Genomic DNA, 22,432 nt, shown 5'->3' with positions numbered 1-22,432 from the left:
TTGCGGTCGTTATCCACCGGATAACGTCCGCAACCCCGTTCTCGGCACCTGGAGAGGGCTCGACGGTGCCGGTCAGGACTACGACGCCCAGCCGGCCACGATCGTCGCGACCGCCCCCACCATGAAGACTGCCGTGCAGGAGCCCCCGACGATCCGGGCGACGCGCATCGCCGGAGGCGTCGGGCCCTCCCCCGGGTCCAGGAGCCCCAGGCGCGCAGGACCGGCGAAGGAGGGGCGGACGGGGACGTGGAACTGGCGGACGTCGTCGTCGGTCAGTGCCGGTGGAGGCTCGTGCGCGAGCGCCGCCGCGGTCCGCTGATCGCGCAGCCGGCCGACCTGCAGCGCGTAGAAGGCCAGGACGCCGTACTGGCTCAGGTAGAACAGCCCCAGCGCCAGCACCGTCACGCCGAGGCAGACCGTCACGGCCGACTGCGAGGACCAGAGCACGGCACCGCCCACGACCGTGATCGCGGTCCCGAGCAGCAGCCACAGCGGCACCGTCCCCCAGCTGCGCGAGTGATCGGTCGTGTAGCGCGATGCCGACCTCGTCGGCCGGCTCGAGTCAGCGAGCTGGTCGGCCAGGCTCGGCTTGTCGTCCTCCCACCACGCCACGTGGTCCACCTCTCGTCGTGGCGGTCCGGCGACCACCGCCTGGGAACAGTAGCGGCCATGGACCCGGGGCTCAACGGGGAGGACTGCCCATCGGTCGGACCGGAGCAACCGGAGCGCCCCGGCCCAGGCGGGCTGCTCGGACCGACTGTGCGAACCGACCAGGTGACCAAGGTGACCGAGGTGACGTAGCCCCCGACGCTCTGCGCCGAGCATGCGGTCGTCGTTCGATTCGCGCCGATTCACGACGCCAACCGCATGCTCGACCCCCGCAGAGGGTTGCTCGGCAGGCAGTCACCGTCCCGGACGGCACCACGCGTCGGTCACTCCGCCGGCGGCCGCCCCGGACGGCGTGGCGGGCGCACGTCCCGCGGGAGCCGCCCCTCGGCGTCGAGGGCCCGGCGCAGCACCATGTCGATCTGCGCGTTGACGCTCCGCAGCTCGTCCGACGCCCACCGAGCGAGCGCGTCGTGGACTGCCGGGTCGAGGCGCAGCAGGACCTGCTTCCGCTCGGCCCGGGGCCTCCGTGGCGCACCCTCGCGCTCGACGCTCGCTCCGCCGTCGGGCACCCCCGCACCCGGCGCACCCTCGGGCCCGACGCTCGCTCCGCCGTCGGGTCCCGGCTCTCCCGCCCCCGGCGACCCGCCGGGAGCCGGCGCCGGGACCTCCGGCGTCACGAGTAGAGCGACCCGGCGTTGACGACGGGGGTCGCGCGGCTGTCGCTGCACAGCACGACGAGGAGGTTCGACACCATGGCGGCGCGTCGCTCGTCGTCGAGCGTGACGATCGACTCGGCCTCGAGGCGCTGGAGCGCGTCCTCGACCATCGACACCGCGCCCTCGACGATCCTCGACCGGGCCGCGATGATCGCCCCGGCCTGCTGGCGCTGGAGCATGGCCTGCGCGATCTCCGGGGCGTACGCGAGGTTGGAGATGCGGGCCTCGACGACCTCGATGCCCGCGATGACGACGCGCGCCGCGACCTCCTGCGCGATCTCGGCCGACACGAGCTCGGTCGCGCCGCGCAGGCTCTCCTCGCCCTCGTCGGCCTGGTCGTACGGGTGGGACATCGCGACGTGGCGCAGCGCGGACTCGGACTGGACGCGGACGAAGTCCTCGTAGTCCTGGACGGCGAACGTGGCCTTCGCGGTGTCGGCGACCTGCCACACGACGATCGCGGCGATGTTGATGGGGTTGCCGTCGGCGTCGTTGACCTTGAGCTCGCTCGTCTCGAAGTTGCGCACGCGCACCGAGACCCGCTTGTGCGTCGTGAGCGGGACCGTGAAGACGAGGCCCGTGCGGCGGATCGTGCCGAGGTAGCGGCCGAAGAGCTGGACCACGAGGGTCTGGCCGGGGTTGACGACCCCGAGCCCGGTCAGGAGCAGGACCGCGAGCACCGACACGACGACGCCGCCGAGGACCGCGAAGCCCTCGCCCTGGGCGAAGAGCACGACCGCGCCGACCGCGAGCAGCGCCACGCCGAGCAGCGCGACCAGGGCGCCGCCCGCGCCGGTCGACCAGGCGGGGCTCTCGGTCACGTCGACGCGCGTGCCGTCGTGCCCGACGGGTCGGCCGCTCGGCTCGCCGCCCACGGACTCCTGCGGTGGGGCCGTCGTCTCGGTCATGGCTGTTCCTCTCGTCGGGCTACGGCGCCTCGCGCTCCGCATCTATCAAAGTGATATCACATTAGGGATGGTCGGCGGAAGCGGGCGGGCGTGCTCGCCGAGCACGAGGTTCCGCGCAGTCGAGCACGAGGTTGCGGTCGCTTTCCCGTGGATAGCGACCGCAACCTCGTTCTCGGCACCACGTCAGCACCACGTCAGCCCCCAGAGGGCTACTTGAACCGACGCCCCTCGTCCCGCCGGTACGCCCACACCGCCAGGACCGCGAACACCACGGTCCACCCCACCAGCACGACCCACGCGAGCGCGTACGCCGGTTCGCCCGTGAGCGCCTGGACCAGCAGGTCTCGACCGGCGCGCGTCGGGGTGGTCATCGAGATCGTGTCGAGCCACGGCGGGAACAGGAACGGCGGCAGGAACAGGCCGCCCGCGAACGCGAGCGGGAACAGGATGACCTGCACCACGGGCAGCGCGGCCTTGGCCGAGAGCGAGTACCCGATCGCGATGCCCAGCAGCACGAACGGCACCGACACGAGCAGCACGGTCCCGACTCCCGCGAGCAGCTGCGACCACGTCACGGTGGCCGCGGTCAGCAACCACCCGATGAGGATGAGCGGCACGAGCCCGAACAGCGAGAAGATCCCACCGTTGAGGATGCGCGCGATCATGCGCGGCGCGGGGCCCGCCGGCAGCGAGCGCAGGAACGGGTCGAACGGCAGCGCCCGGTCCTCCGCGACGCCCAGCCCGTACGTGAACAGGCTCGCGGAGCAGATCGCGAACAGCCCGAGCGACGCGACGGCCGTGGTCGCCGCGACAGGGTTGTCCGCGACCTCCTTCTGCGGCACGACGAAGAAGAACATCGCGAGCGCCGGGAACAGCAGGTTCCCGAGGACCGCGATGGGCACGCGCACGGTCTCGAGGAACTGGTACTTGAGGTGGATCCAGGTGAGGGTCGCGGCGCTGGGCGGACGCCCGCTCACGCCGGGGGTCGTGGTGACTGCGTCGAGGGTGCTCATCGCGCGCTCTCCTCCTCGGAGGTCCGGTCCAGGGTGCCCGACGGCGCCACGCCCGTCGGGGTTCCCGCGTGACCGCGGGAGGGGGGCGCGTCGGGCCCGCCGAACCCGGCGCTCGTCGGGCGGGCGGCGCCGGCCGGTCGGCCGGCCCCGGATGCGTGTCCCGGAGGAGCACTCCCCGCAGGGCCGCTCGCGACCATCTGCTCGAACGCCTCCTCGAGGCTCGCGCCCCGGATCTCGAGCCCGTGGAACGGCAGGCCCGAGGTCACGAGCGTGCGGACGAGCTCGTCGGCGTCGGCCGTGTACAGCTCGTAGCGCCAGCCAGCGGCAACAGATCCGGCATCCCTGGTTCCTATGCCCCCGGCTCCAGCCCCGCTCTCCACCGCGACGGCCCCACCGGCTCCCCCGGCGCCTCCCGCACCGCCCGCAGCGGTCCGCTCCGAACGCACCACGCCCGGCAGGTCGGTCCCCAGGTCCGCGGTGCTGCGCACGACGACGCGCCGCAGCCCGACGCGGCGCAGGATCGCGTCGAGCGTGTCGTCGGCCTTGACCATGCCCTGGTCGATCACGACGACGCGCTGCGCGAGCGCCTGCACCTCCTCGAGGTAGTGGCTCGTGAGCAGCACGGTCCCGCCGCCCGCGTGGTACTCGCGGATCGCGGCCCACAACGCCTGGCGCGCCCCGACGTCGAGCCCCGTGGTGGGCTCGTCGAGCAGCACGACCCGGGGCCGCCCGACGAGCGAGAGCGCGACCGCGAGCCGCCGCTTCTGCCCGCCGGACATGGCCCCGGTCTGGCGCCCGGCGAGCTCGGACAGCCCGAACTGCTCGAGCAGCTGCCCCGTGGGCACGGGGTTCGCGTAGTGCCTGCCGACGAAGTCGACCACCTCGCGCACCTTGAGCGTCGCGGGCAGCCCGGTCTCCTGCGGCGTCAGGCCGAGCCCTTGCCGGGACGAGGCGTCGCGCGGGTTGCCGCCGAACAGGCGCACGACGCCCGAGTCGGGCTTGCGCTGCCCGCTCACGAGCGAGAGCAGCGTCGACTTCCCGGCGCCGTTGGGGCCCAGGAGGCCCACGAGCTCGCCGGCCCCGACCTCGAGGGTCACGTCGTCGAGAGCGACGACGTCGCCGAAGCGGCGGGTCACGTGCTGCGCGGACACGAGGGACCCGCCAGGTGCCGAACCTCCTCGCACGGCGGGACGGGCGGTGGCCGGCGGGGCCTCCTGTCGGGCGGCTGAGTGCTGGGTGCTCACGATCCGGCTCCTCTCAGGAGCGTGCTCAGGGACTCGGTGTAGACCTCGAAGGCGCGGCGCCCCCGAGGGGTCAGGCTGATGTAGGTGGCCGGCGTGCGGCCCTCGTGGGTCTTGGTGACCGTCACGTACTCGGCGTCCTCGAGCTTGCGCAGGTGCGTCGACAGGTTGCCCGCGGTCATGTCGAGAAGCTTCTGGAGCTTGGGGAACGCGATCTGGTCGCCCGCGCCGAGGGCCGCGAGCGTCGCGACGACGCGCAGGCGCGACTGGGCATGGATGACCGGGTCGAGCTCGACGTCAGGCACGGGCGCCTCCCGCGATCCGGCGCCGGGTCCGCAGACGCAGCACCTGCTCGACGAGCGCCATGAGCAGGAACCCGCCGCCGCCCGCGGCGGCCATGACGAGGTACAGGCCTGGTTGCCCCACGATCGTCGCGGCCCCGGCGACGAGCAGGATCCACACGCCCAGGACGTACAGGCGCGTCTCCTGCCACATGGCCCCGCCGGCGAGGTACATGATCCCGACCACCAGGCACGACAGGGAGTTGCTCGCGAGCGCCATGACCTCGGGATTCGCTCCCGCCCGGGCGAGGCCGCCGAGGACCATGCTCATGGCGGCGAACGAGATGAACCAGGCCCAGCCGTAGAGCGCGCCCGAGCGGGCGCTCGCCCCGCGCACCCCGCTCACGCGGGTCATGATGTGCACGATCGTGATCGCCACGGCGCTCACGATGAGGAAGCTGAAGGCGAGGAAGGCCCAGGGCTCGGGCTGCCCGACGGCGCCGCCCGCCCCGGTCGGTCCGGTCACCGCCCCCGCGGCGTCGGCCGTGCGCAGCGAGCTCACGTAGAGCGTCGTGTAGCCCAGCAGCCAGGCCAGCCCCCAGACCCCGTAGAGGACACGGCCGTCAGGCTCGACGTCCTTGGCCTTCTCCTGCTGGGCCGCGATGAGGCGCAGGCTCTCGGCCGGGTCGAGCGGCAGGTCGTCGTCGGGCTCCCGGGCGGGTCCGGCGGTCTGGTCGGGATTCTGGGCGGGCACGGCGGCTCCTCCTGAGGTTTGTACTGCAAACTACTTTGTAGCCTGCCAGGAGGAGCGGTCGAGCGCAAGGGGTCTCGGGCACGGGAAATGCGAGCCGCCTGCGCCGAGAAGTGAGTAGATGCCCCTGATCCGCGTGGATCAGGGGCATCTACTCACTTCTCGGCGTCGGCAGGTACGGACCTGGTGCGCGTCAGGACGTCGCCGAGCCCGAGGTCCCGGTCCCCGGGGCACCCTCGGCACCAGTGCCGCTCCCGGTCCCGCTGCCCGTCCCCGTACCGGGCAGCTGCTCGAGGTCGGTGCCTCCCGAGCCCGAGCCGGCACCCGAGCCGCCGGTGTCCCCGCCCGTCCCCGGCGTCGGGTCCGGTGCCGGGGTGACCGGCGTGGTGGGCTCGGGGTCCGGGACCGTGGTCGGCGGGTCGGTCGGCGCAGGGGCCGGCACGCTCTCGCTCGGCGCCGGGCTGGGCGTGGTGCCCGAGCTCGGCGCGTCGGTCGAGGGGTCGGTCGTGCCACCCGTCGTGTCGCCGGTGTCGCCGGTCGACGCGGGCTCGCGCGAGACGACGTGGCTGATGGTCGTCCCCGAGCCCTCCTCGCCGCGCAGGATCTCGCTCAGCGGCCGCCCGGCGACGACCTCGACCAGGGTCACGCCCACGAGGAGCACGACGAACACCGCGACCGTCGACAGGATCAGGGTGCGCCGGCTCGGCCGGCGCGAGTCCGCCGTGTCATCGCCCGCTGCCCCGTCGCCCGAGGCGTCGCCGTCGTCGGGGAGGTCCGTGGCGCCGTCGGGCCTGTCCCCTGCCTGCGCGCCCGCCGCGGTGCGCAGGTCGTCGAGGTGCGTGCCCTCGAGGTCGTCGGGGCCCAGCACCGCGGTGTCGCCGAGCCGCGCGGTGTCCCCGACCGCGGGGAGCACCGCGGTGCCGCTCCCGGTCGCGTCCGTGCCCTCGCCCGGCCCACCGGCGGAGCCGTCCGAGCCCCCGGCGCCCTGTCCGTGCGAACCCGCGAGCGTCGGCAGCAGGACCTTGCGCCCGTTCTTGCCGACCGGCAGGACCACGCCCGCCTGGAGGGCCGCCTTCATCTGGCGTCGCGTCTTGAGGATCGAGCGCGTGTAGATGTTGTTCCCGACGATCGTCAGGACCGAGGCGATGCCCGCACCGATGATCGTCCCGGCGACCCCCAGGTACGACAGCAGGACCGTCGAGCTCACCGCAGCGAGCGCGCTCGCCACGACCTGCGTGACGCTGATGCCTGGCGGCTTCTCGTCGAGGTCGTCGGCGGGGTCGTTCGGTGCTGCGGAGTCGTCTCGGGCGGTCGGGCTGATGGAGGGGGGTCTGTTCGAAGTCACGGTCCTCCCAGCGTAGGAAACGGGTCTGCACGCCCCCCGGACGCCTGTTGACCAACCCACGAGGATTGTGTGAAGACCGCTCGGCGCGCCTTCGCACGGGGTGCTATAACGACCAGGTGACCACTCCTCCCGGCACTCCCCCCGGCTCTGGCGCCGAGCCAGCAGCACCGACCGGCACGCCGCGCGAGCCCGGAACAGCGGGGGTCGGTGTGGCACCCACAGGCGAGGCCGGGGGCGGGAAGCGGTCGCGCTGGGCCCCCACGACGGCCGACCGCCCCGAGACCCGCCGCCGCATCGGGGCCGAGATCTGGATCCTGCTGGGACTGAGCCTCGGCCGGTCCGGGGTCTACGCGGTCGTCAACATCATCGCGCGCCTCACCGAGGGCACCCCGCTCGCCCAGCAGAGCGCGAGCCTCAACAACAGCCAGTCGCCCCGCCCCTACCTCGACCTGACCTACCAGATCCTCAGCATCGGGTTCGCGCTCATCCCGGTCGCGCTCGCGCTCTACCTGCTCTCGGCGCGCGGGCGGTCGGTCACGCGGGCGATCGGGCTCGACGGCAGCCGGCCGTGGCGCGACACGGGCTGGGGCGTCGCGCTCGCCGCGGTCATCGGCATCCCGGGCCTGGGGCTGTACGTCGCCGGGCGTGCCCTCGGGATCACGGTCGAGGTCAACCCGGCCAACCTCGCGGACTACTGGTGGACCGTGCCGATCCTGATCCTCGCGGCCCTCCAGAACGGCCTGCTCGAGGAGGTCATCGCGGTCGCGTACCTGTTCGAGCGCACCAAGGACCTGGGCTGGGGCCGCGTGAAGTTCGTCGTGTGGAGCTCGCTGCTGCGCGGCTCGTACCACCTGTACCAGGGCATCGGGCCGTTCGTCGGGAACGTGGTCATGGGCGTCGTGTTCTCGTGGTTCTACACGAGCAGGTGGGGGCGGCACCGCGTGGTCCCGCTCGTGATCGCCCACACGATCCTCGACGTGGTCGCGTTCGTGGGCTACGCCCTGCTGCCGCGCGAGTGGCTCGAGGCGCTGGGCGTCGGGTAGTGGCACATCGCTGAGTGCGGAGCTCTTGCGCGACACGCCGGGCGCGTCGCGCAAGAGCTCCGCACTCAGCGGACCGTCAGACCCGCAGCGGAACTCAGACCCGCAGCGCCGCCAGCTCCTCCCGGCGCTCGGCCTGGAGCACCGGGTCCGGCACGGGCAGCGAGGCCAGGAGCTGCTTGGTGTACGTGTGCTGCGGCGCGCCCAGCACCTCGGCCGACGTGCCCTCCTCGACGAGCCGGCCCCGGTAGAGCACCGCGATCCGGTCGGCGAGCAGGTCCACGACCGCGAGGTCGTGGCTGATGAAGAGGCACGCGAAACCCAGCTCGCGCTGGAGCTCGGCGAACAGCTCGAGCACGCGCGCCTGGACCGACACGTCGAGCGCAGACGTCGGCTCGTCCGCGACGAGCAGCTCGGGATCGAGCGCGAGCGCGCGGGCCAGGCTCGCGCGCTGACGCTGGCCGCCGCTCAGCTCGTGCGGGTAGCGGTCGCCGTACGCGCGCGGGAGCTGGACCGACTCGAGCAGCTCGTCGACGCGTCCCCGGGCGTCCCCCGCGTCGGCAGCCCGCCCGTGCACCACGAGCGGCTCGGCCACGCACTCGGCGATCGTGAGCAACGGGTTGAAGCTCGACGCCGGGTCCTGGAACACGAACCCGATGCGCGGCCGCACGGGCCGCACCTCGCGCTCCCGAGCGCCCCGCATCTCGACGCCCAGCACCGACAGCGACCCGCCCGTCACGGGCGTGAGACCGCCGATGGCCCGGCCGATCGTCGTCTTGCCCGAGCCCGACTCGCCCACGAGCCCCAGCACCTCGCCGGGACGGATCGACAGGTCCACCCCGTCGACCGCGACGAACGCGGGCTTGCGGAACCGCCCCGGGTACTCGATCCGCAGCCCCTGGGCCACGACCACGGGTTCCCCCTCGGCCCAGCCGTCGGCGCGGGCCTCGACCCGGGCCGCCGCGTTGACCACGCCCCCGCCGACGCGGGGCACCGCGTCCAGGAGCGCGCGCGTGTACTCGGCCTGCGGGTCCTCGAACAGCGACCGCACGTCGGCCTGCTCGACGACCTTGCCCTGGTACATCACGGCCACGCGGTCCGCGAGGTCCGCGACCACGCCCATGTTGTGCGTGATGAGCACGATCGCGGTCCCGAACTCGTCGCGGCAGCGCCGCAGCAGGTCGAGGATCTCGGCCTGGACGGTCACGTCGAGCGCGGTCGTCGGCTCGTCCGCGACGATGAGCCCGGGGTCGAGCACGAGCGCCATCGCGATGACGATGCGCTGCTTCTGCCCGCCCGAGAACTGGTGCGGGTACTTGTCGACCGCCGTCTCGGGGTCGGGGATCCCGACCCTGCGCAGCACGTCGACCGCCTGCCGGCGCCCTTCCGCACGGCGCACGCGCCGGTGCGCGCGCAGCCCCTCGACGATCTGCCACCCCACGGTGAAGACGGGGTTGAGCGCGGCCGACGGCTCCTGGAAGACCATCGCGACGTCCGTGCCGCGCACGGCCCGGAGCTGGGCCCGGGTCAGGCTCACGACGTCGGACCCGCTCGTCCCCTCCTTGTTCGACAGCACGACGGCGCCACGCGCCGTCGCGGTCTCCGGCAGCAGACCGAGGATCGTCTTGGCCGTCACGGTCTTGCCGCTGCCGCTCTCGCCGACGACCGCGAGCACCTCCCCCGGGGCCACCTCGAGGTCGACCCCGTCGACCGCCAGGATCGGTCCGGCGTCGGTCGCGAACGAGACCGTGAGGTCCCGGATGGTGACGACCGCGCCCTGCTCGCGCGACGTCGTCGGGCCTTCGCCTGCTGCCTGCTGCGCGCTCACGGGCGCACCTCGATTCCCTCGTCGCCCAGCGTCCCCGAACCTTCCAGACCACCCAGGCCCGCCGGGCCGGCCACGAGCGAGCCTCCCGGCACGACCGACGTCTCCGCGACCTCGCCCGCACCGACGGCCGCCGCCCGGCGGCTGCGCAGGCGGGGGTCGGCCAGGTCGTTGAGGCTCTCGCCCACGAGCGTGATGCCCAGGACCGCGAGCACGATCGCGAGGCCCGGGAAGAGCGCGGTCCACCAGATCCCGCTCGTCACGTCGGACAACGACTTGTTGAGGTCGTAGCCCCACTCGGCCGCGGCCGTCGGCTCGATCCCGAAGCCCAGGAACCCGAGCCCCGCGAGCGTGAGGATCGCCTCCGACGCGTTGAGCGTCACGATGAGCGGGAGCGTGCGCGTCGCGTTGCGCAGCACGTGCCGACCCATGATCCGGCGGTGCGGCGTGCCGATCACGCGCGCCGAGTCGATGTACGCCTCGGCCTTGATCCGCACGGTCTCGGCGCGGATCACGCGGAAGTACTGCGGGATGAAGACCACGGTGATCGAGAGCGCGGCCGCGAGGATGCCGCCCCACAGCTTGGACTGGCCTCCGCTGATGACGATCGCGAGCAGGATCGCGAGGAGCAGCGACGGGAACGCGTAGATCGCGTCGCACAGGACCACGAGCACGCGGTCGAGCCAGCCGCCGAAGTACCCCGAGACCAGGCCCAGCAGGATGCCGATCACGATCGACGCCGCGATCGCGACCACGATCACCAGGGCCGCGGTCTGCGCACCCCAGATCACGCGCGACAGGACGTCGTAGCCGCCCACGGTCGTGCCGAGCAGGTGCTCGGCCGACGGCGGCTGCTGCGCGCCGAACGCCCCGTCCGCGTTGCGGAGCTGGCTGTACCCGTAGGGCGCGAGCAGCGGCGCGGCCAGGGCCGTGAGGAGGAAGAGCCCCGTGATGATCAGGCCCGCGACGAGCATGCCGCGCTGGAGCCCGACGCTCTGGCGGAGCTGGTGGACCACGGGCAGGCGTCCCCAGGAGAGTCGTCGTGCCATGTCAGTACCTCACCCTCGGGTCGATGAGCGCCGCGAGGACGTCCACGAGGAAGTTCGTGATCGCGACGATCACGGCCAGCAGGACGACGATCCCCTGGACCGCGACGAAGTCACGGGCCTGGAGGTACTGCGAGAGCATGAAGCCGAGGCCCTTCCACTCGAAGGTCGTCTCGGTCAGGACCGCCCCGGCCAGGAGCATCGCGATCTGCATGCCCATGACCGTGATGATCGGGATGAGCGCCGGCCGCCACGCGTGCGTGCGGACGAGGCGACGCTCCGAGACGCCGCGCGAGCGGGCCGCGTCGACGTAGTCGGTCGCGAGCGTCCCGATCACGTTGGTCCGGACGAGGCGCAGGAACACCCCGGCGGTCAGGAGCCCCAGGGCGACCCCGGGCAGGACCGCGTGCATCAGGACGTCGCCCAGGACGGCGGGGTCGCCCGTGCGGATCGCGTCCACGACGTAGAAGCCCGACGGGTCCGGGAGCGAGAGCATCTGCAGCTCGGCGCCGGTCGAGGCACGGCCCGCGACGGGGAACCAGCCGAGGCCGACCGAGAAGACCAGCTTGAGCAGGAGGCCCGCGAAGAACACGGGGGTCGCGTAGCAGAGGATCGCGAAGACGCGCAGGAACGCGTCGGGGACCCGGTCGCGGTGGTGGGCCGCGAGCAGCCCGAGCGGGATGCCGACCAGGAACGCGATGATCAGCGCGTAGACCGCGAGCTCGAGCGTCGCCGCACCGTAGGTCGTGAGGATCTCGGAGACCGGGCGGTTGTCGCTGATCGTGGTGCCGAAGTCGCCGCGCAGGATCCCGCCAAGGTACTCGAGGTACTGGACGATGATCGGGCGGTCGTAGCCGGCCGCGTGGATGCGCTCGGCGAGCTGGTCGGCCCGGAGTCTGCCGCCGAGCGCCGCGGTGATGGGGTCGCCCGTCGCGCGCATGACGAAGAAGACGGTCGTCACGAGGATGAAGACGGTCGGGATGATGAGGAGGAACCGGACCAGGACGTACCGCCCGAGCCCACCTCCTCCGGACGTCCTGGGCCGCGGGGTGGTGGGGCGTGGGGTCCTGGCGCCTGGCGGGTCGGCCGTGGTCACCTGGTCGGTCGTCGTGGTCATGTCGTCCGTTCGTCGTGGTCCGAGCCACGCTGCTCGGTTGCCTGCGGTGCTGCGGGCGCTCGGCGGAGGTCGCTCGCACGGCCCGCCGAGAGCCGTCGGGGCGGGGCGGCCCGGCCGTCGCCGGTCGGGCCACCCCGCGTCCTCGGGGATCAGCTCTTCGAGAGCGCTCCGTAGCGGAACTTGAACGACGCGTCGAGCGTGTCCTCGGTCCCGTCGACGCCCGTGCCGACGACCGCGACCTGTGCGCCCTGGAGGTACGGGACGGTCGAGAGGTCGGCGGCGACCTTCTCCTGGATCTCCTCGATGAGGGCCGTGCGGGCTGCCGCGTCGGGCGTGGCGGCCTGCTGGAGGATCAGGTCGTTGACCTCCTGGTTGTCGTAGTGGTTCGCGAGGAAGTTCTCCTGGAGGAAGAACGGCGTGAGGTAGTTGTCGGCGTCCGAGTAGTCCGGGAACCAGCCGAGCTGGTAGGCGGGGTAGACGTCGGCCGTGCGGTCCTTGGCGTACTGGACCCACTCGGTGGTCTGCAGGTCGACCGTGAACAGGCCGCTCTTCTCGAGCTGGTCCTTGATGAGCGCGTACTCCTCACCGGAGGACGGCCCGTAGTGGTCGTTGCTGTACTGCAGGTCGAGCACCACGGGGACGGTGACCCCGGCGGCCTCGAGCGTGGCCTTGGCCTTGTCGGCGTCGGCCCCGCCCTGCCCGTCGCCGTAGAGCTCCTTGAGCGGCTCGACCGCGCCGGTCAGACCCGCGGGGACGTACGAGTACAGCGGCGTGTAGGTGCCCTTGTAGACCTGGGTCGCGATCTCCTCGCGGTCGATCAGGTCCGCGACGGCCTGGCGCACGGCGAGAGCCTTGGCCGGGTCCGCGCCCTCGGCCTTGGCGCCGTAGGGCTGGGAGTCGAAGTTGAACGTGATGTAGCGGATCTCTCCGCCCGGGCCGTCGACGACCTTGACCTTGTCGTTGCCCCGGAGGTCGTCGATGTCGGTCGCGGACAGGCTGCGGAAGGCGACGTCGATGTTGCCCTCCTGGATGTCGAGCTTCAGGTTGGAGGCGTCGGTGTAGTACTTGGTGTTGACCTTCGCCGTCTTGGCCTCGCCGAGCACGCCCTGGTAGTCGGGGTTGGCCTCGTAGGAGATCAGGTTGTTGAAGTCGTACTTGGCGATCGAGTACTGCCCGGCGAACGCCTTGCCCGCGACGATGTCGGCGTCGGGCGTGAGCGCGTCGGCCGCGAACACCTCCTCGTCGACGATGGGGCCGGCAGGGCTCGACAGGATCTGCGGGAAGACCTGGTCGTCGGGCGACTTGAGCGTGAAGACGACGGTCGTGTCGTCGGGTGTCGCGACGCTCTCCAGGTTGTAGAGCAGCGAGGCGGGGCCGTTCTCGTCGTTGATGGCGACCTGCCGGTCGAACGTGAACTTCACGTCGGAGGACGTGAGGTCGTGGCCGTTGGCGAACTTCAGGCCCGGCTTGAGCTTGACGGTGTACTCGGTCGGCGCCGTGAACTCGGCGGACTCCGCGATGTCGGGCTCGACGTCCGGGCTCCCGTAGGGGGTGTTGAGCAGGAACGGGAACACCTGGTTCATGACCGCGAACGACCCGTTGTCGTAGGAGCCGGCCGGGTCGAGCGTCGTGACCTTGTCGGTCGTGCCGATCGTCAGCGCGCCTCCTGCGCTCGCGTTGCTGCTGCCGCCGTCGTCGTTCGTCCCGCTGCCGCTGCCGCACGCCGTGAGCGTGAACGTCACGACGGCGATGCCTGCCGTTGCGGCGAGGAGCCGCTTCCTCGAAACGGTCGTCATCCGTCACACCTCTTCTTCGGGGTCATGAGGTGGGTGCGCGGTGGCGCTCCCACGGCCTGGTTCTGCGACCAAGGTCCGTGATGTCTAACACACTGTTGTTTCGGTCAAGCACCTCGGAACGGCTCAGCACGGCGGTTCCGAGCATCTTGTTACCGGGTCGTAACCCCCGTCGCCACATGGTGAGACGGATCACAGTCGTGAAGTTACCGAGGAGTACGGTCCGGTGCGTCACGGCCATTTCGAGGCGGTGGACCGCGCCGTGCGGGGTCGCCCGCTCGGGACCGCCAGCGCTGTCACCGGCGGCGCACGCTCAGCGCCCGGACGTCTCCTGCCCGACGTCGGAGCCCGGCTCGCGCGGCCCGGTCACCTCGTCGGGAGCGGGGGTCGGCAGGCGGTCCTCCGCAGGGACGTTCAGCACGCTCCCGGCGCCGGCGCCTCCGAGCTCCTCGACCGGGCGAGCCGGCGACAGCTCGCCGCCCGACCCGGCCGCCCCGCCCGACCCGGCCACCGTCCCGGCGACCTCACCGCCCGCGGTGAGCTCCGCCGTCGGGCCCGACGCCGGTACGCCCTCCGGAGCGGGCGTCGCCGCGGCCTCCGCGACCACCGGGGCCGTGGCCCCCGCGCCCAGCACCGACCCGCCCGTGACGACCACGCCCGCCGCGACCGCCTGCGCACGCAGGTCAGCCAGCTCGCGCGCGACCGACCGGACCCCGAAGCCCGAGACCACGTGGATCGCCCCCGCGACGAACGCGTACAGGCCGAACACGACGACCGTCAGGCTCAGGACGTCGTCGGCGTCGACGGGGCGCGTGACGAGCAGCAGGCCGAACAGCGTCGAGACGATGCCGAACGTCAGCAGCCACGGCCACCCCAGGTCCCTGTTGCGCACGAGCCCGGCCGCGCCCACGATCGCCGTGACCCCCAGGACCAGGACCCACACGACCAGGACGTAGTAGAGCGCGGTCACGCTGAGGTCCGGCCAGAACATGACCGCGGCGCCGAAGAGCAGGTTGACGACGGCCTGCGCGAGCCACCAGGTCCACCCGACCTGCTTGCGGTGCGCCAGGCCCTGGACCGCGACGAGGACCGCGTCGGCCACGAGGAAGATCCCGAAGACCCAGCGCAGCGTCTCGAACGCCTCGAGCGGCTGGATCATGAGCAGCAGCCCGAGCACGACCAGGAGCAGCCCGCGCACCACGGGGAGCCACCAGACGTTCTTGAACGCGTTGAGCGGTTCGGGGATCTCGACCGTGTCCCGCCCTCTGCGCCTGCTCCGGACCATGCGCCACCACCGTTCGTCGTGCGCCGTGCACCCTGCCCCGCGCCCAGGGCGATCGCCCTCGGCGCGCCTGCCAGAATGGGAGCGCTACCTGCGTTCATCCTGCTGGAGGTTGGTCACACTCGCCCGGCGAAGCACGTCGGACAACGGGAGCAAGCGGGCAAATCACCCGGCAGAAAGTGGCGTAATACCGCGCCTCTCGGGACCTCCCGCCCTAGACTCGCAAGCATGTCTGCGCGTGCTCACGACCCGGCCGGTCCTCCGGCGACGGCCGAGCCACGCCCCCAGGTCCACGAGGTCGGGTCGTTCGAGACGACCGAGCACGAGGCCCCGGACCCCCGCTCGTTCCGCGCGTTCCTGGCGACACCGCGTGCCGTCGGCGACGGGACGGACCCCACGGTCCAGATCGTCGACACCCCCGAGGCGCGCGTGCGCCACCCGAGCGACCTCGTCGGGATCGTGCTGTGCGCCCTGGGCGTCGCGCTCGTCATGTTCATGTCCGTGTACGCGCACGGCACCACGGCAGGCGTCGCCGAGGACGTCCAGGGGTTCTCCGACCTCCTCGCGAGGATCCTCTTCATCCCGGTCGCGGTCCTCGAGGGCCTCGTGACGCTCGCGATCCCCACGGCCGTCCTCATCGAGCTCGGCATCCGCAAGCTCGGACGCCAGGTCGTCGAGTCGATCGCCGCGGCCGCGATCGGCATGCTCCTGGGCATCGCCATGACCTACTCGGTGCTGACGTTCGGGTCGGCCGACCTGATCCAGGGCCTGTCGGTCCGCATCCGCGGCGAGTGGCAGCTCAGCATCCCCGGCTACGTCGCCGCGATCAGCGGACTGCTCACCGCGGCCGGCCCCCGCACCCGGCGCCGCACGGTCGCCTGGTCCTGGAACCTGCTGTTCATCGCGCTCGGCGTCGTCCTCATCACGGCCCAGGTCTCGCTGCCGGGCGCGATCATCACGCTCCTGCTCGGCCGGATCGCCGGCAACGCCGTCCGGTGGGTGTCCGGGGTGCGCAGCGAGCGAGCCTACGGACCGCACCTGGTCGACGGCGTCCGGCGGGCCGGGTACTCGCCCACCGCCCTCGTCCGCGTGCGCGACGTGTCCCAGCCCGCAGAGCTCGCCGAGGCGGCAGAGGACCCCATCACCGAGGTCAACGCCGACGGCGAGATCACGGGTGAGGTGCACGTCGGCGTCGTGCGCATCGCCGGCACGGACGAGGACTCGGCGCTCACCGCGGACGCGCGCATCACGGGCGACCACCTGTCCGGCGCCCTGGGCGACGGGGTCAGCGAGCCCGCCGAGGCCCCGTCGGACCCCGCGGCCATCGCGCTGACCCGCTCCGGTGACAACCGCGTCTACGCGATGTTCACCGAGGACGGGGTGCGGCGCGACGTCGTGGTGCTCGACGGCGACCGGCAGGTCGTCGGCTTCATCACGCGATTCTGGCGCTCGCTGCGCCTGCGAGGCATCGAAGGACGCGCCGCGATCTCCCTCAAGGCCGTCGCCGAGCGCACCGCGCTGCTCGCCTACGCGGCCCGCGCCGCAGGGGTCCGGACGCCGCGCCTGCTGGGCGTGGCCGAGGCCGACGACTCGATGATCCTGGTCCAGGAGCACGCGGTCGGCGCGGTCTCGCTGCGCGACCTGCCCGACGACGAGGTCACCGACGCCGTCCTCACCGAGGCCTGGCACCAGATCCAGCTCGCGCACGACGCCGGGCTCTCGCACCGCGCCCTGACCTCCGACGTGATGCTCGTGAGCCGGGGAGAGCCGGGCGGCGCCTCGACGCACCCGGCGGGGACGGGCACGGACCCCGCGTCGGCGACCGTCGACCTCCGCCCCGAGGGCGCCGAGGCCGGCCCCGACGACTCCGAGGTCAAGGTCTGGCTGACCGGGTGGGAGCAGGGAGACATCGCGTCGTCCGAGCTGTCGCGCCGCATGGACCTCACGCAGATGGTCGCGCTCCTCGCGCTGCGCGTGGGCGCGCAGCGCGCCGTGGCCTCGGCCGTGAGCGTGCTGCCCAACGAGGACATCGCGGCGATCGGGCCGCTCCTCCAGTCGATCGCGCTGCCCGTGAGCACGCGCGAGGAGATGCGCGCCAACAAGGAGCTCTTCAAGGACCTGCGGGCCGCGCTCGTCGAGCGCCTGCCGGAGACGGACGTCGAGCCCCAGCGCATCACGCGCTTCGGGGCCCGGACGATCATCACGCTGACCCTGACGATCGTCGCGGTGACCGTGGTCGTCACGACCATGAACTTCCAGCAGATCGCCGAGGCCGTCTCCCAGGCCAACCCCTGGTGGGCCGTCATCTCGTTCGCGCTGGGCATCCTCACCTGGTTCGGCGCCGCCCTGACGTTCGTGGCGTTCTCGCCCGTGAAGCTGCCCATGATCCGCGCGACGCTGACCCAGATGGCCGGGTCGTTCGTGGCCCTCGCGGCACCGGCCGGGATCGGACCGGCGGCCCTCAACCTGCGCATGCTCACCAAGCGGAACGTGTCGACCCCCATGGCCGTCGCGACCGTGGCCCTGGTCCAGGTGTCGCAGTTCGTCATCACGATCCTGCTGCTGGTCGTCCTGTCGATGACGGCCCGGTCGGGCGGCCTCATCAAGCTGCCCTCGACCACCGTGCTGCTCGCGATCACGGGCGTCGCTCTCGCCGTGATCGCGACGCTGCTCGTCCCGGCCGTCCGGCGCTGGGTGCTCGCCAAGATCCGGCCCACGGTCCAGCAGGTCTGGCCGCGACTGTCCGAGATGCTCAGCCAGCCGGGACGCCTGGCCCTCGGCTTCGGCGGGAACATCATCATGACGCTCGGCTACGTGCTCGCGTTCGACGCGGCCCTCGCGGCGTTCGGACAGGAGCTCGCGCTCGTCGACGTGGCCGTGATCTACCTGGTCGGCAACGCTGCGGGCGCGGCGGTCCCGACCCCCGGCGGCCTGGGCACGATCGAGATCGCCCTGACCGCCGGCCTGACCGCCGCGGGCATCCCGCCCGCGATCGCCACCTCGGCCACGATCCTGTTCCGTGTCGCGACCTACTGGGCCCGCATCCCCATCGGCTGGGCCGCGATGCGCTTCCTGCAGCGCAAGGGCGACCTCTAGCGCGCGAGCTCCCGCAGCCGCTCCGGATCACCTACCCCTGCAGCACCACCGCCGAGCCCTGTCCCCCGCCGCCGCACAGCGCGGCCGCCCCCACGGTGTCGCCGCCCAGCGCCGCGAGCCGCCGCGCCAGGTGACCGACGATGCGCGCGCCCGACGCCCCGATGGGGTGCCCGAGCGCGATGGCCCCACCGTTGGCGTCGACGATCGCGGGGTCGACGCCCAGCAGGTCCGTCGACGCGAGGGCCACGACCGCGAAGGCCTCGTTGATCTCGACCGCGGACAGCTCGCCGACCTCCAGCCCGGCCCGGGCGCAGGCCGCGCGGATCGCGTTGGCGGGCTGCGCGTGCAGCGAGACGTCGGGACCGGCCACGAGCGCGTGACCCAGGACCCGGGCGCCGGTCAGCCCACGCCGGTCCGCCTCCTCGTCGCTCACGAGCACGAGCGCTGCGGCGCCGTCGGAGATCTGCGAGGCGTTCCCTGCCGTGATGGTGCCGTCCTCGCGGAAGGCGGGACGCAGCCGCGCCAGGACCTCGGCCGTGGTGTCGACGCGCACGCCGTCGTCGGCCTCGACCAGGCGCCCGCCCCGCCCGGGCGTCTGGAACGGCGCGATCTCGCCCCGCAGGAAGTCGGCCGCCGCGGCTGCCCGCGCGTGCGACGCCGCCGCGAACGCGTCCTGGTCCGCTCTGCTGATCCCGATCCCCTCGCCGTGGCGCTCGGTGCTGAGCCCCATCGAGTCCCGCTCGAACGCGTCGCGCAGCCCGTCGTGCGCGAGCGTGTCCACGAGGGTCACGTCGCCGAACTTCTGGCCCGCCCGCGACCCGACCCACGCGTGCGGTGCGAGGCTCATGGACTCCTGCCCCACGGCCACGACGACCTGGGCCTCGCCCACGGTGATGAGCCGGTGCGCCTGCACCACGGCCTCCATGCCGGACAAGCACACCGCGTTGAGCGTCATCGCGGGCACCGAGTACGGCACGCCCGCGCCGACCGCGGCCTGCCGTGCGGGGTTCTGACCGGCCCCGCCCTGGAGCACCTGTCCGGCGAGGACGAGCTCGACGTCGTCGGGCATCATTCCTGCGTCCGCGAGCGCCGCGCCCAGCGCGTGCGCCCCGAGCGTCGCGGCGGGCACGGCCGCGAAGGCGCCGTTGAAGCGCACGAACGGGGTGCGCGCGTACCCCACGATGACCGTCATGCTTCCTCCTGGTGTCCTGGGCGGGTCGCCGTGCGGGTGGTCGCCCCGGCCGCGGGCCGTGGTTCCTCCAGCCCGACGGCGTAGCTCGCCTCGGTCGCGTCGCGCACCTCGTCGAGGGTCACGCCGGGCGCGACGGCGCGGAGCACGAGGCCGCGGCGCGAGGCCCCTGGTCCTCCTGGTCCCGATGAGTTGTCAGAACGTGGCCGGGGAATACCCCGGCCACCTTCTGACAACGAGTCCGTGGCGGTCGGGACCCCGGGGGATGCGGGCGGCGCGAGGTCGACGACGTCGAAGACCGCGCGGTCCGTGATGATCCGGTCCACCACGGCCTGCCCCGTGAGCGGCAGCCCGCACACGTGCCGGAGCTTGGGCGACCCGTCGCGCGCCACGTGGTCCATGAGGACGACGATGCGCGGCGTGCCCGCGACGAGGTCCATGGCCCCGCCCATGCCCTTGACGAGCTTCCCGGGCACGGTCCAGTTGGCGAGGTCGCCCTTCTCGGAGACCTCGAGCGCACCGAGGATCGCGATGTCGACGTGCCCGCCCCGGATCATGGCGAACGACGTCGCGGAGTCGAAGTAGCTCGCGCCCGGCAGCGCCGTGACGGTCTGCTTGCCGGCGTTGATGAGGTCGGCGTCCTCCTCGCCGTCGAGCGGGAACGGCCCGATCCCCAGCATCCCGTTCTCGCTCTGCAGCGTGATCGAGACTCCGGGCGGCAGGTGGTTCGCGACGAGCGTGGGGATGCCGATCCCGAGGTTCACGTAGTCGCCGTCGTGCAGCTCGGCCGCGGCGATCGCGGCCATCTGGTCCCGGTCCCAGGGCATGTCAGGACTCCTTTCCTGCGGCGGGCACCGGGGCGGCGGCCTCGGCACCCGTGCTCGGTCCCGCGCCGTCCCCGCCCGCCGCGGGCGCGGCAGCCCTCGGCGCCGCCCCACGAGCCCGCACGGTGCGCTGCTCGATGTCCTTGACCCGCGGCCGCGCGGGCACGAGCCGGTCGACGAAGATCCCGGGCGTGACCACGACGTCGGGATCGAGGGGCTCGTCGGCCAGGATCTCGGCCTCGACCACCGTGACGCGGCCGGCCGTCGCGACGAGCGGGTTGAAGTTCCGCGCCGTGAACCGGTAGGTGAGGTTGCCGTAGGCGTCGGCCCGGTGCGCGTGCACCAGGGCGAGGTCGGCGACGATGCCGCGCTCGAGGACGTAGCGACGCCCGTCGAACTCCTCGACGGGCTTGCCCTCCGCGACCGGTGTCCCGACGCCCGTGGCCGTGTAGAACGCGGGGATGCCCGCGCCGCCGGCGCGCAGGCGCTCGGCGAGCGTGCCCTGCGGCACGAACTCGACCTCGAGGTCGCCGTCGAGGTACCGCTGCGCGAACAGCTTGTTCTCCCCCACGTAGGAGGACAGGACCTTGTCGACCTGGTCGCTCTCGAGCAGCAGCCCGAGCCCCTTGCCGTCGACGCCCATGTTGTTGGACACCACGGTCAGGCCCCGCACGCCCGAGTCGCGCACGGCCTCGATGAGATCGGCCGGGATGCCGCACAGCCCGAACCCGCCCACGGCGATCGTCATCCCGTCGCGCAGCAGCCCGTCGAGGGCGGTGGCCGCGTCGAGGTAGCCCTTGGCGCCCTGCGGGTCGCTCCTCGCGTCGCGTCGGGCCGGGGCGTCGTCGCTCACCGGCCGGGTTCCGTCGGTCGTCATGTCGGCCTGCTTCCTGTGCGGAGGGCGTCCGGGGCCGTCCGCCCGGTGGTGTCCGGGGTCTCGAACGATCCGGCGGTCCGTGCCGACCCGGCCGCGCCTGCCTCGTCAGCCTGCCCGGCCGCGTCGGCCCGCCGCAGCACGGCCTCGGCGTGCCGGAGCGAGGGGCCGTCGATCATCACGCCGTCGTGCACGAACACGCCGTCGTGCCCGCGTGCGGCGGCCAGCAGCGTGCGGGCGCCATCGACGGCGGAGCGCGGGGGCGCGTACGCGGCCCGGATCACGGGGACGTGCGACGGGTGGATGCACGCGGTCGCGGCGAAGCCGACGGCCGCGGCGTCGAGCGCCTCGTCGCGCAGACCGTCGAGGTCCTCGATCGCGAGGTGCACCGCGTCGACCGCGGCCACGCCCGCGGCCCCCGCGGCGAGCAGCACCGCGGAGCGCGCGGCGCGCGCGACGTCCCGGTAGCCCCCGTCGGGGAACCGGCTCGACGTCCCGCCGAGCGAGGCGACCAGGTCGTCGGCCCCCCACATGAGGGCCACGACGCCGGGCCGGCGGGCCAGCTCGGGCGCAGCCAGCACGCCCGCGGCCGTCTCGCACAGCGCGACCACGCGCAGCCCGCCGAGGCCGAGCGGCAGCCGCTCGTCGGCCTTGGGCACCATGACGGTCCGGTAGGCGGTGCGGGCGAGCGCGGCCAGGTCGGCGAGGTGCTCCGGGGTCCCGACCGCGTTGACCCGCACGATCGTCCGCGCCGGGTCGAGGGGTTCGGCGAGCAGCGCGTCGCGGGCTGCGGCCTTGCGGTCCGGCGCGACCGCGTCCTCGAGGTCGAGGATCACGGCGTCGGCGCGATCGAGCGCCTTGCGGTACCGGTCCGGCCGGTCGGCGGGGCAGAAGAGGAGCGCGGGCCCCAGGTCGAAGGTCGTCACGAGGGGTCGCCCTCCTGCCCGACGGCGTCACGCGCCCCCGCGCCCGGCCCACCCTCCGTGGTGGTCGCGACGGCCGTCTCGTGCGCGGCGCGCGTCCACACGAGCGTCGACCGCACGGCCCGGGCCACGAGCACGCCGTCCTGGTTGTGCCCGCGGTGCTCGAACGTCACGACGCCCTGCCCGGGCCGCGAGGCGGACGGCCGCTTCTCGAGCACCACGGTCGAGGAGTACAGGGTGTCGCCGTGGAACACCGGGTGCGGGAACGCGACCTCGGCGAACCCGAGGTTGGCGACGATCGTGCCCTGCGTGAGCTGCGCGACCGAGGCCCCGACGAGCGTCGAGAGCGTGAGCATCGAGTTCACGAGGCGCTGCCCGAACGGCTGGGTCGCGGCCCACGCGGCGTCGAGGTGGAGCGACTGGGTGTTCATGGTCAGCGTCGTGAACAGGACGTTGTCGGCCTCGGTCAGCGTGCGCCCCGGGCGGTGGACGTAGCGGACCTCGGTCTCGAGCTCGTCGTAGTAGAGCCCGCGCTGCTCGATCTCCCGCATCCTGCGCT

20 protein-coding genes are annotated in these 22,432 nt (G+C 72.9%); 2 read left to right on the top strand and 18 right to left on the bottom strand.

The window, feature by feature from the left end; translation table 11 throughout:
- Positions 1-78: 78 nt before the first annotated feature.
- The 8 genes from ASE27_RS00320 to ASE27_RS00285 form a co-directional block, all read right to left on the bottom strand.
- On the bottom strand, positions 79-612 hold the full coding sequence (locus tag ASE27_RS00320; RefSeq protein ID WP_157257323.1) for a hypothetical protein: 534 nt from the start codon (positions 610-612) through the stop codon (positions 79-81).
- Between the two features lie 320 nt (positions 613-932).
- Positions 933-1,286 carry a hypothetical protein gene (locus ASE27_RS00315; protein ID WP_235535310.1) on the bottom strand — a complete coding sequence of 118 codons (354 nt, stop codon included), beginning with the start codon at positions 1,284-1,286 and terminating at the stop codon, positions 933-935.
- On the bottom strand, positions 1,283-2,233 hold the full coding sequence (locus ASE27_RS00310) for an SPFH domain-containing protein (RefSeq protein WP_056644490.1): 951 nt from the start codon (positions 2,231-2,233) through the stop codon (positions 1,283-1,285). The genes ASE27_RS00315 and ASE27_RS00310 overlap by 4 nt, the downstream gene beginning before the upstream one ends.
- Positions 2,234-2,442: 209 nt before the next feature.
- Positions 2,443-3,246, bottom strand: coding sequence for an ABC transporter permease (locus tag ASE27_RS00305; protein WP_056644487.1), 804 nt, complete (start codon positions 3,244-3,246; stop codon positions 2,443-2,445).
- The gene (locus tag ASE27_RS20030) at positions 3,243-4,490 is read right to left on the bottom strand and encodes an ABC transporter ATP-binding protein (RefSeq protein ID WP_369818970.1); all 1,248 of its coding nucleotides are present in this window, start codon (positions 4,488-4,490) and stop codon (positions 3,243-3,245) included. Before ASE27_RS20030 ends, ASE27_RS00305 begins: the two co-directional genes overlap by 4 nt.
- Positions 4,487-4,792 carry a transcriptional regulator gene (locus ASE27_RS00295; RefSeq protein WP_056644484.1) on the bottom strand — a complete coding sequence of 102 codons (306 nt, stop codon included), beginning with the start codon at positions 4,790-4,792 and terminating at the stop codon, positions 4,487-4,489. The genes ASE27_RS20030 and ASE27_RS00295 overlap by 4 nt, the downstream gene beginning before the upstream one ends.
- Positions 4,785-5,522 carry a hypothetical protein gene (locus ASE27_RS00290; RefSeq protein ID WP_056644481.1) on the bottom strand — a complete coding sequence of 246 codons (738 nt, stop codon included), beginning with the start codon at positions 5,520-5,522 and terminating at the stop codon, positions 4,785-4,787. Before ASE27_RS00290 ends, ASE27_RS00295 begins: the two co-directional genes overlap by 8 nt.
- Positions 5,523-5,712: 190 nt before the next feature.
- A complete protein-coding gene (locus ASE27_RS00285) occupies positions 5,713-6,864 on the bottom strand; it encodes a hypothetical protein (RefSeq protein ID WP_056644478.1) in 1,152 nt (383 codons plus the stop codon).
- A 209-nt stretch (positions 6,865-7,073) separates the two neighbouring features.
- On the opposite strand from ASE27_RS00285, the gene ASE27_RS00280 reads away from it, so the two are divergent.
- The gene (locus ASE27_RS00280; protein ID WP_369800540.1) at positions 7,074-7,907 is read left to right on the top strand and encodes a CPBP family intramembrane glutamic endopeptidase; all 834 of its coding nucleotides are present in this window, start codon (positions 7,074-7,076) and stop codon (positions 7,905-7,907) included.
- Positions 7,908-8,001: 94 nt separating this feature from the next.
- On the opposite strand, the gene ASE27_RS00275 is transcribed toward ASE27_RS00280, so the two are convergent.
- The 5 genes from ASE27_RS00275 to ASE27_RS00255 all read right to left on the bottom strand — a co-directional run bounded on the left by ASE27_RS00275 (position 8,002) and on the right by ASE27_RS00255 (position 14,970).
- The gene (locus tag ASE27_RS00275) at positions 8,002-9,732 is read right to left on the bottom strand and encodes an ABC transporter ATP-binding protein (RefSeq protein WP_056644474.1); all 1,731 of its coding nucleotides are present in this window, start codon (positions 9,730-9,732) and stop codon (positions 8,002-8,004) included.
- The gene (locus tag ASE27_RS00270; protein ID WP_056644471.1) at positions 9,729-10,778 is read right to left on the bottom strand and encodes an ABC transporter permease; all 1,050 of its coding nucleotides are present in this window, start codon (positions 10,776-10,778) and stop codon (positions 9,729-9,731) included. The genes ASE27_RS00275 and ASE27_RS00270 overlap by 4 nt, the downstream gene beginning before the upstream one ends.
- 1 nt (position 10,779) lies before the next feature.
- On the bottom strand, positions 10,780-11,892 hold the full coding sequence (locus ASE27_RS00265; protein ID WP_082608340.1) for an ABC transporter permease: 1,113 nt from the start codon (positions 11,890-11,892) through the stop codon (positions 10,780-10,782).
- Positions 11,893-12,041: 149 nt separating this feature from the next.
- Positions 12,042-13,688 carry an ABC transporter substrate-binding protein gene (locus ASE27_RS00260; protein WP_056644468.1) on the bottom strand — a complete coding sequence of 549 codons (1,647 nt, stop codon included), beginning with the start codon at positions 13,686-13,688 and terminating at the stop codon, positions 12,042-12,044.
- Positions 13,689-13,998: 310 nt separating this feature from the next.
- On the bottom strand, positions 13,999-14,970 hold the full coding sequence (locus tag ASE27_RS00255; protein ID WP_056644464.1) for an HdeD family acid-resistance protein: 972 nt from the start codon (positions 14,968-14,970) through the stop codon (positions 13,999-14,001).
- A gap of 225 nt (positions 14,971-15,195) precedes the next feature.
- On the opposite strand from ASE27_RS00255, the gene ASE27_RS00250 reads away from it, so the two are divergent.
- On the top strand, positions 15,196-18,063 hold the full coding sequence (locus ASE27_RS00250; RefSeq protein WP_082608339.1) for a lysylphosphatidylglycerol synthase transmembrane domain-containing protein: 2,868 nt from the start codon (positions 15,196-15,198) through the stop codon (positions 18,061-18,063).
- A 31-nt stretch (positions 18,064-18,094) separates the two neighbouring features.
- Here ASE27_RS00250 and ASE27_RS00245 read toward each other — a convergent pair whose 3' ends face one another.
- From ASE27_RS00245 to ASE27_RS00225, 5 genes are read right to left on the bottom strand one after another with little or no spacing between them, the layout of a single operon-like run.
- Positions 18,095-19,255 carry an acetyl-CoA C-acyltransferase gene (locus tag ASE27_RS00245; protein ID WP_056644462.1) on the bottom strand — a complete coding sequence of 387 codons (1,161 nt, stop codon included), beginning with the start codon at positions 19,253-19,255 and terminating at the stop codon, positions 18,095-18,097.
- Positions 19,252-20,079, bottom strand: a complete 828-nt coding sequence (locus ASE27_RS00240) for a 3-oxoacid CoA-transferase subunit B (RefSeq protein ID WP_056644458.1) — start codon at positions 20,077-20,079, stop codon at positions 19,252-19,254. The genes ASE27_RS00245 and ASE27_RS00240 overlap by 4 nt, the downstream gene beginning before the upstream one ends.
- Before the next feature lies 1 nt (position 20,080).
- Positions 20,081-20,953 (bottom strand): CoA transferase subunit A, encoded by an 873-nt coding sequence (locus ASE27_RS00235; RefSeq protein ID WP_082608338.1) that lies wholly within the window; start codon positions 20,951-20,953, stop codon positions 20,081-20,083.
- On the bottom strand, positions 20,950-21,876 hold the full coding sequence (locus ASE27_RS00230) for a CoA ester lyase (protein ID WP_082608337.1): 927 nt from the start codon (positions 21,874-21,876) through the stop codon (positions 20,950-20,952). Before ASE27_RS00230 ends, ASE27_RS00235 begins: the two co-directional genes overlap by 4 nt.
- Positions 21,873-22,424, bottom strand: coding sequence for a MaoC family dehydratase (locus ASE27_RS00225; RefSeq protein ID WP_082608336.1), 552 nt, complete (start codon positions 22,422-22,424; stop codon positions 21,873-21,875). Before ASE27_RS00225 ends, ASE27_RS00230 begins: the two co-directional genes overlap by 4 nt.
- Between the last annotated feature and the right edge of the window lie 8 nt (positions 22,425-22,432).

This window comes from Oerskovia sp. Root918 (assembly GCF_001428945.1).
In the GTDB taxonomy this organism is placed as follows: domain Bacteria; phylum Actinomycetota; class Actinomycetes; order Actinomycetales; family Cellulomonadaceae; genus Oerskovia; species Oerskovia enterophila.
Note: the sequence above shows the minus strand (reverse complement) of the source record. Positions and strands in the feature narration are given on the sequence as shown.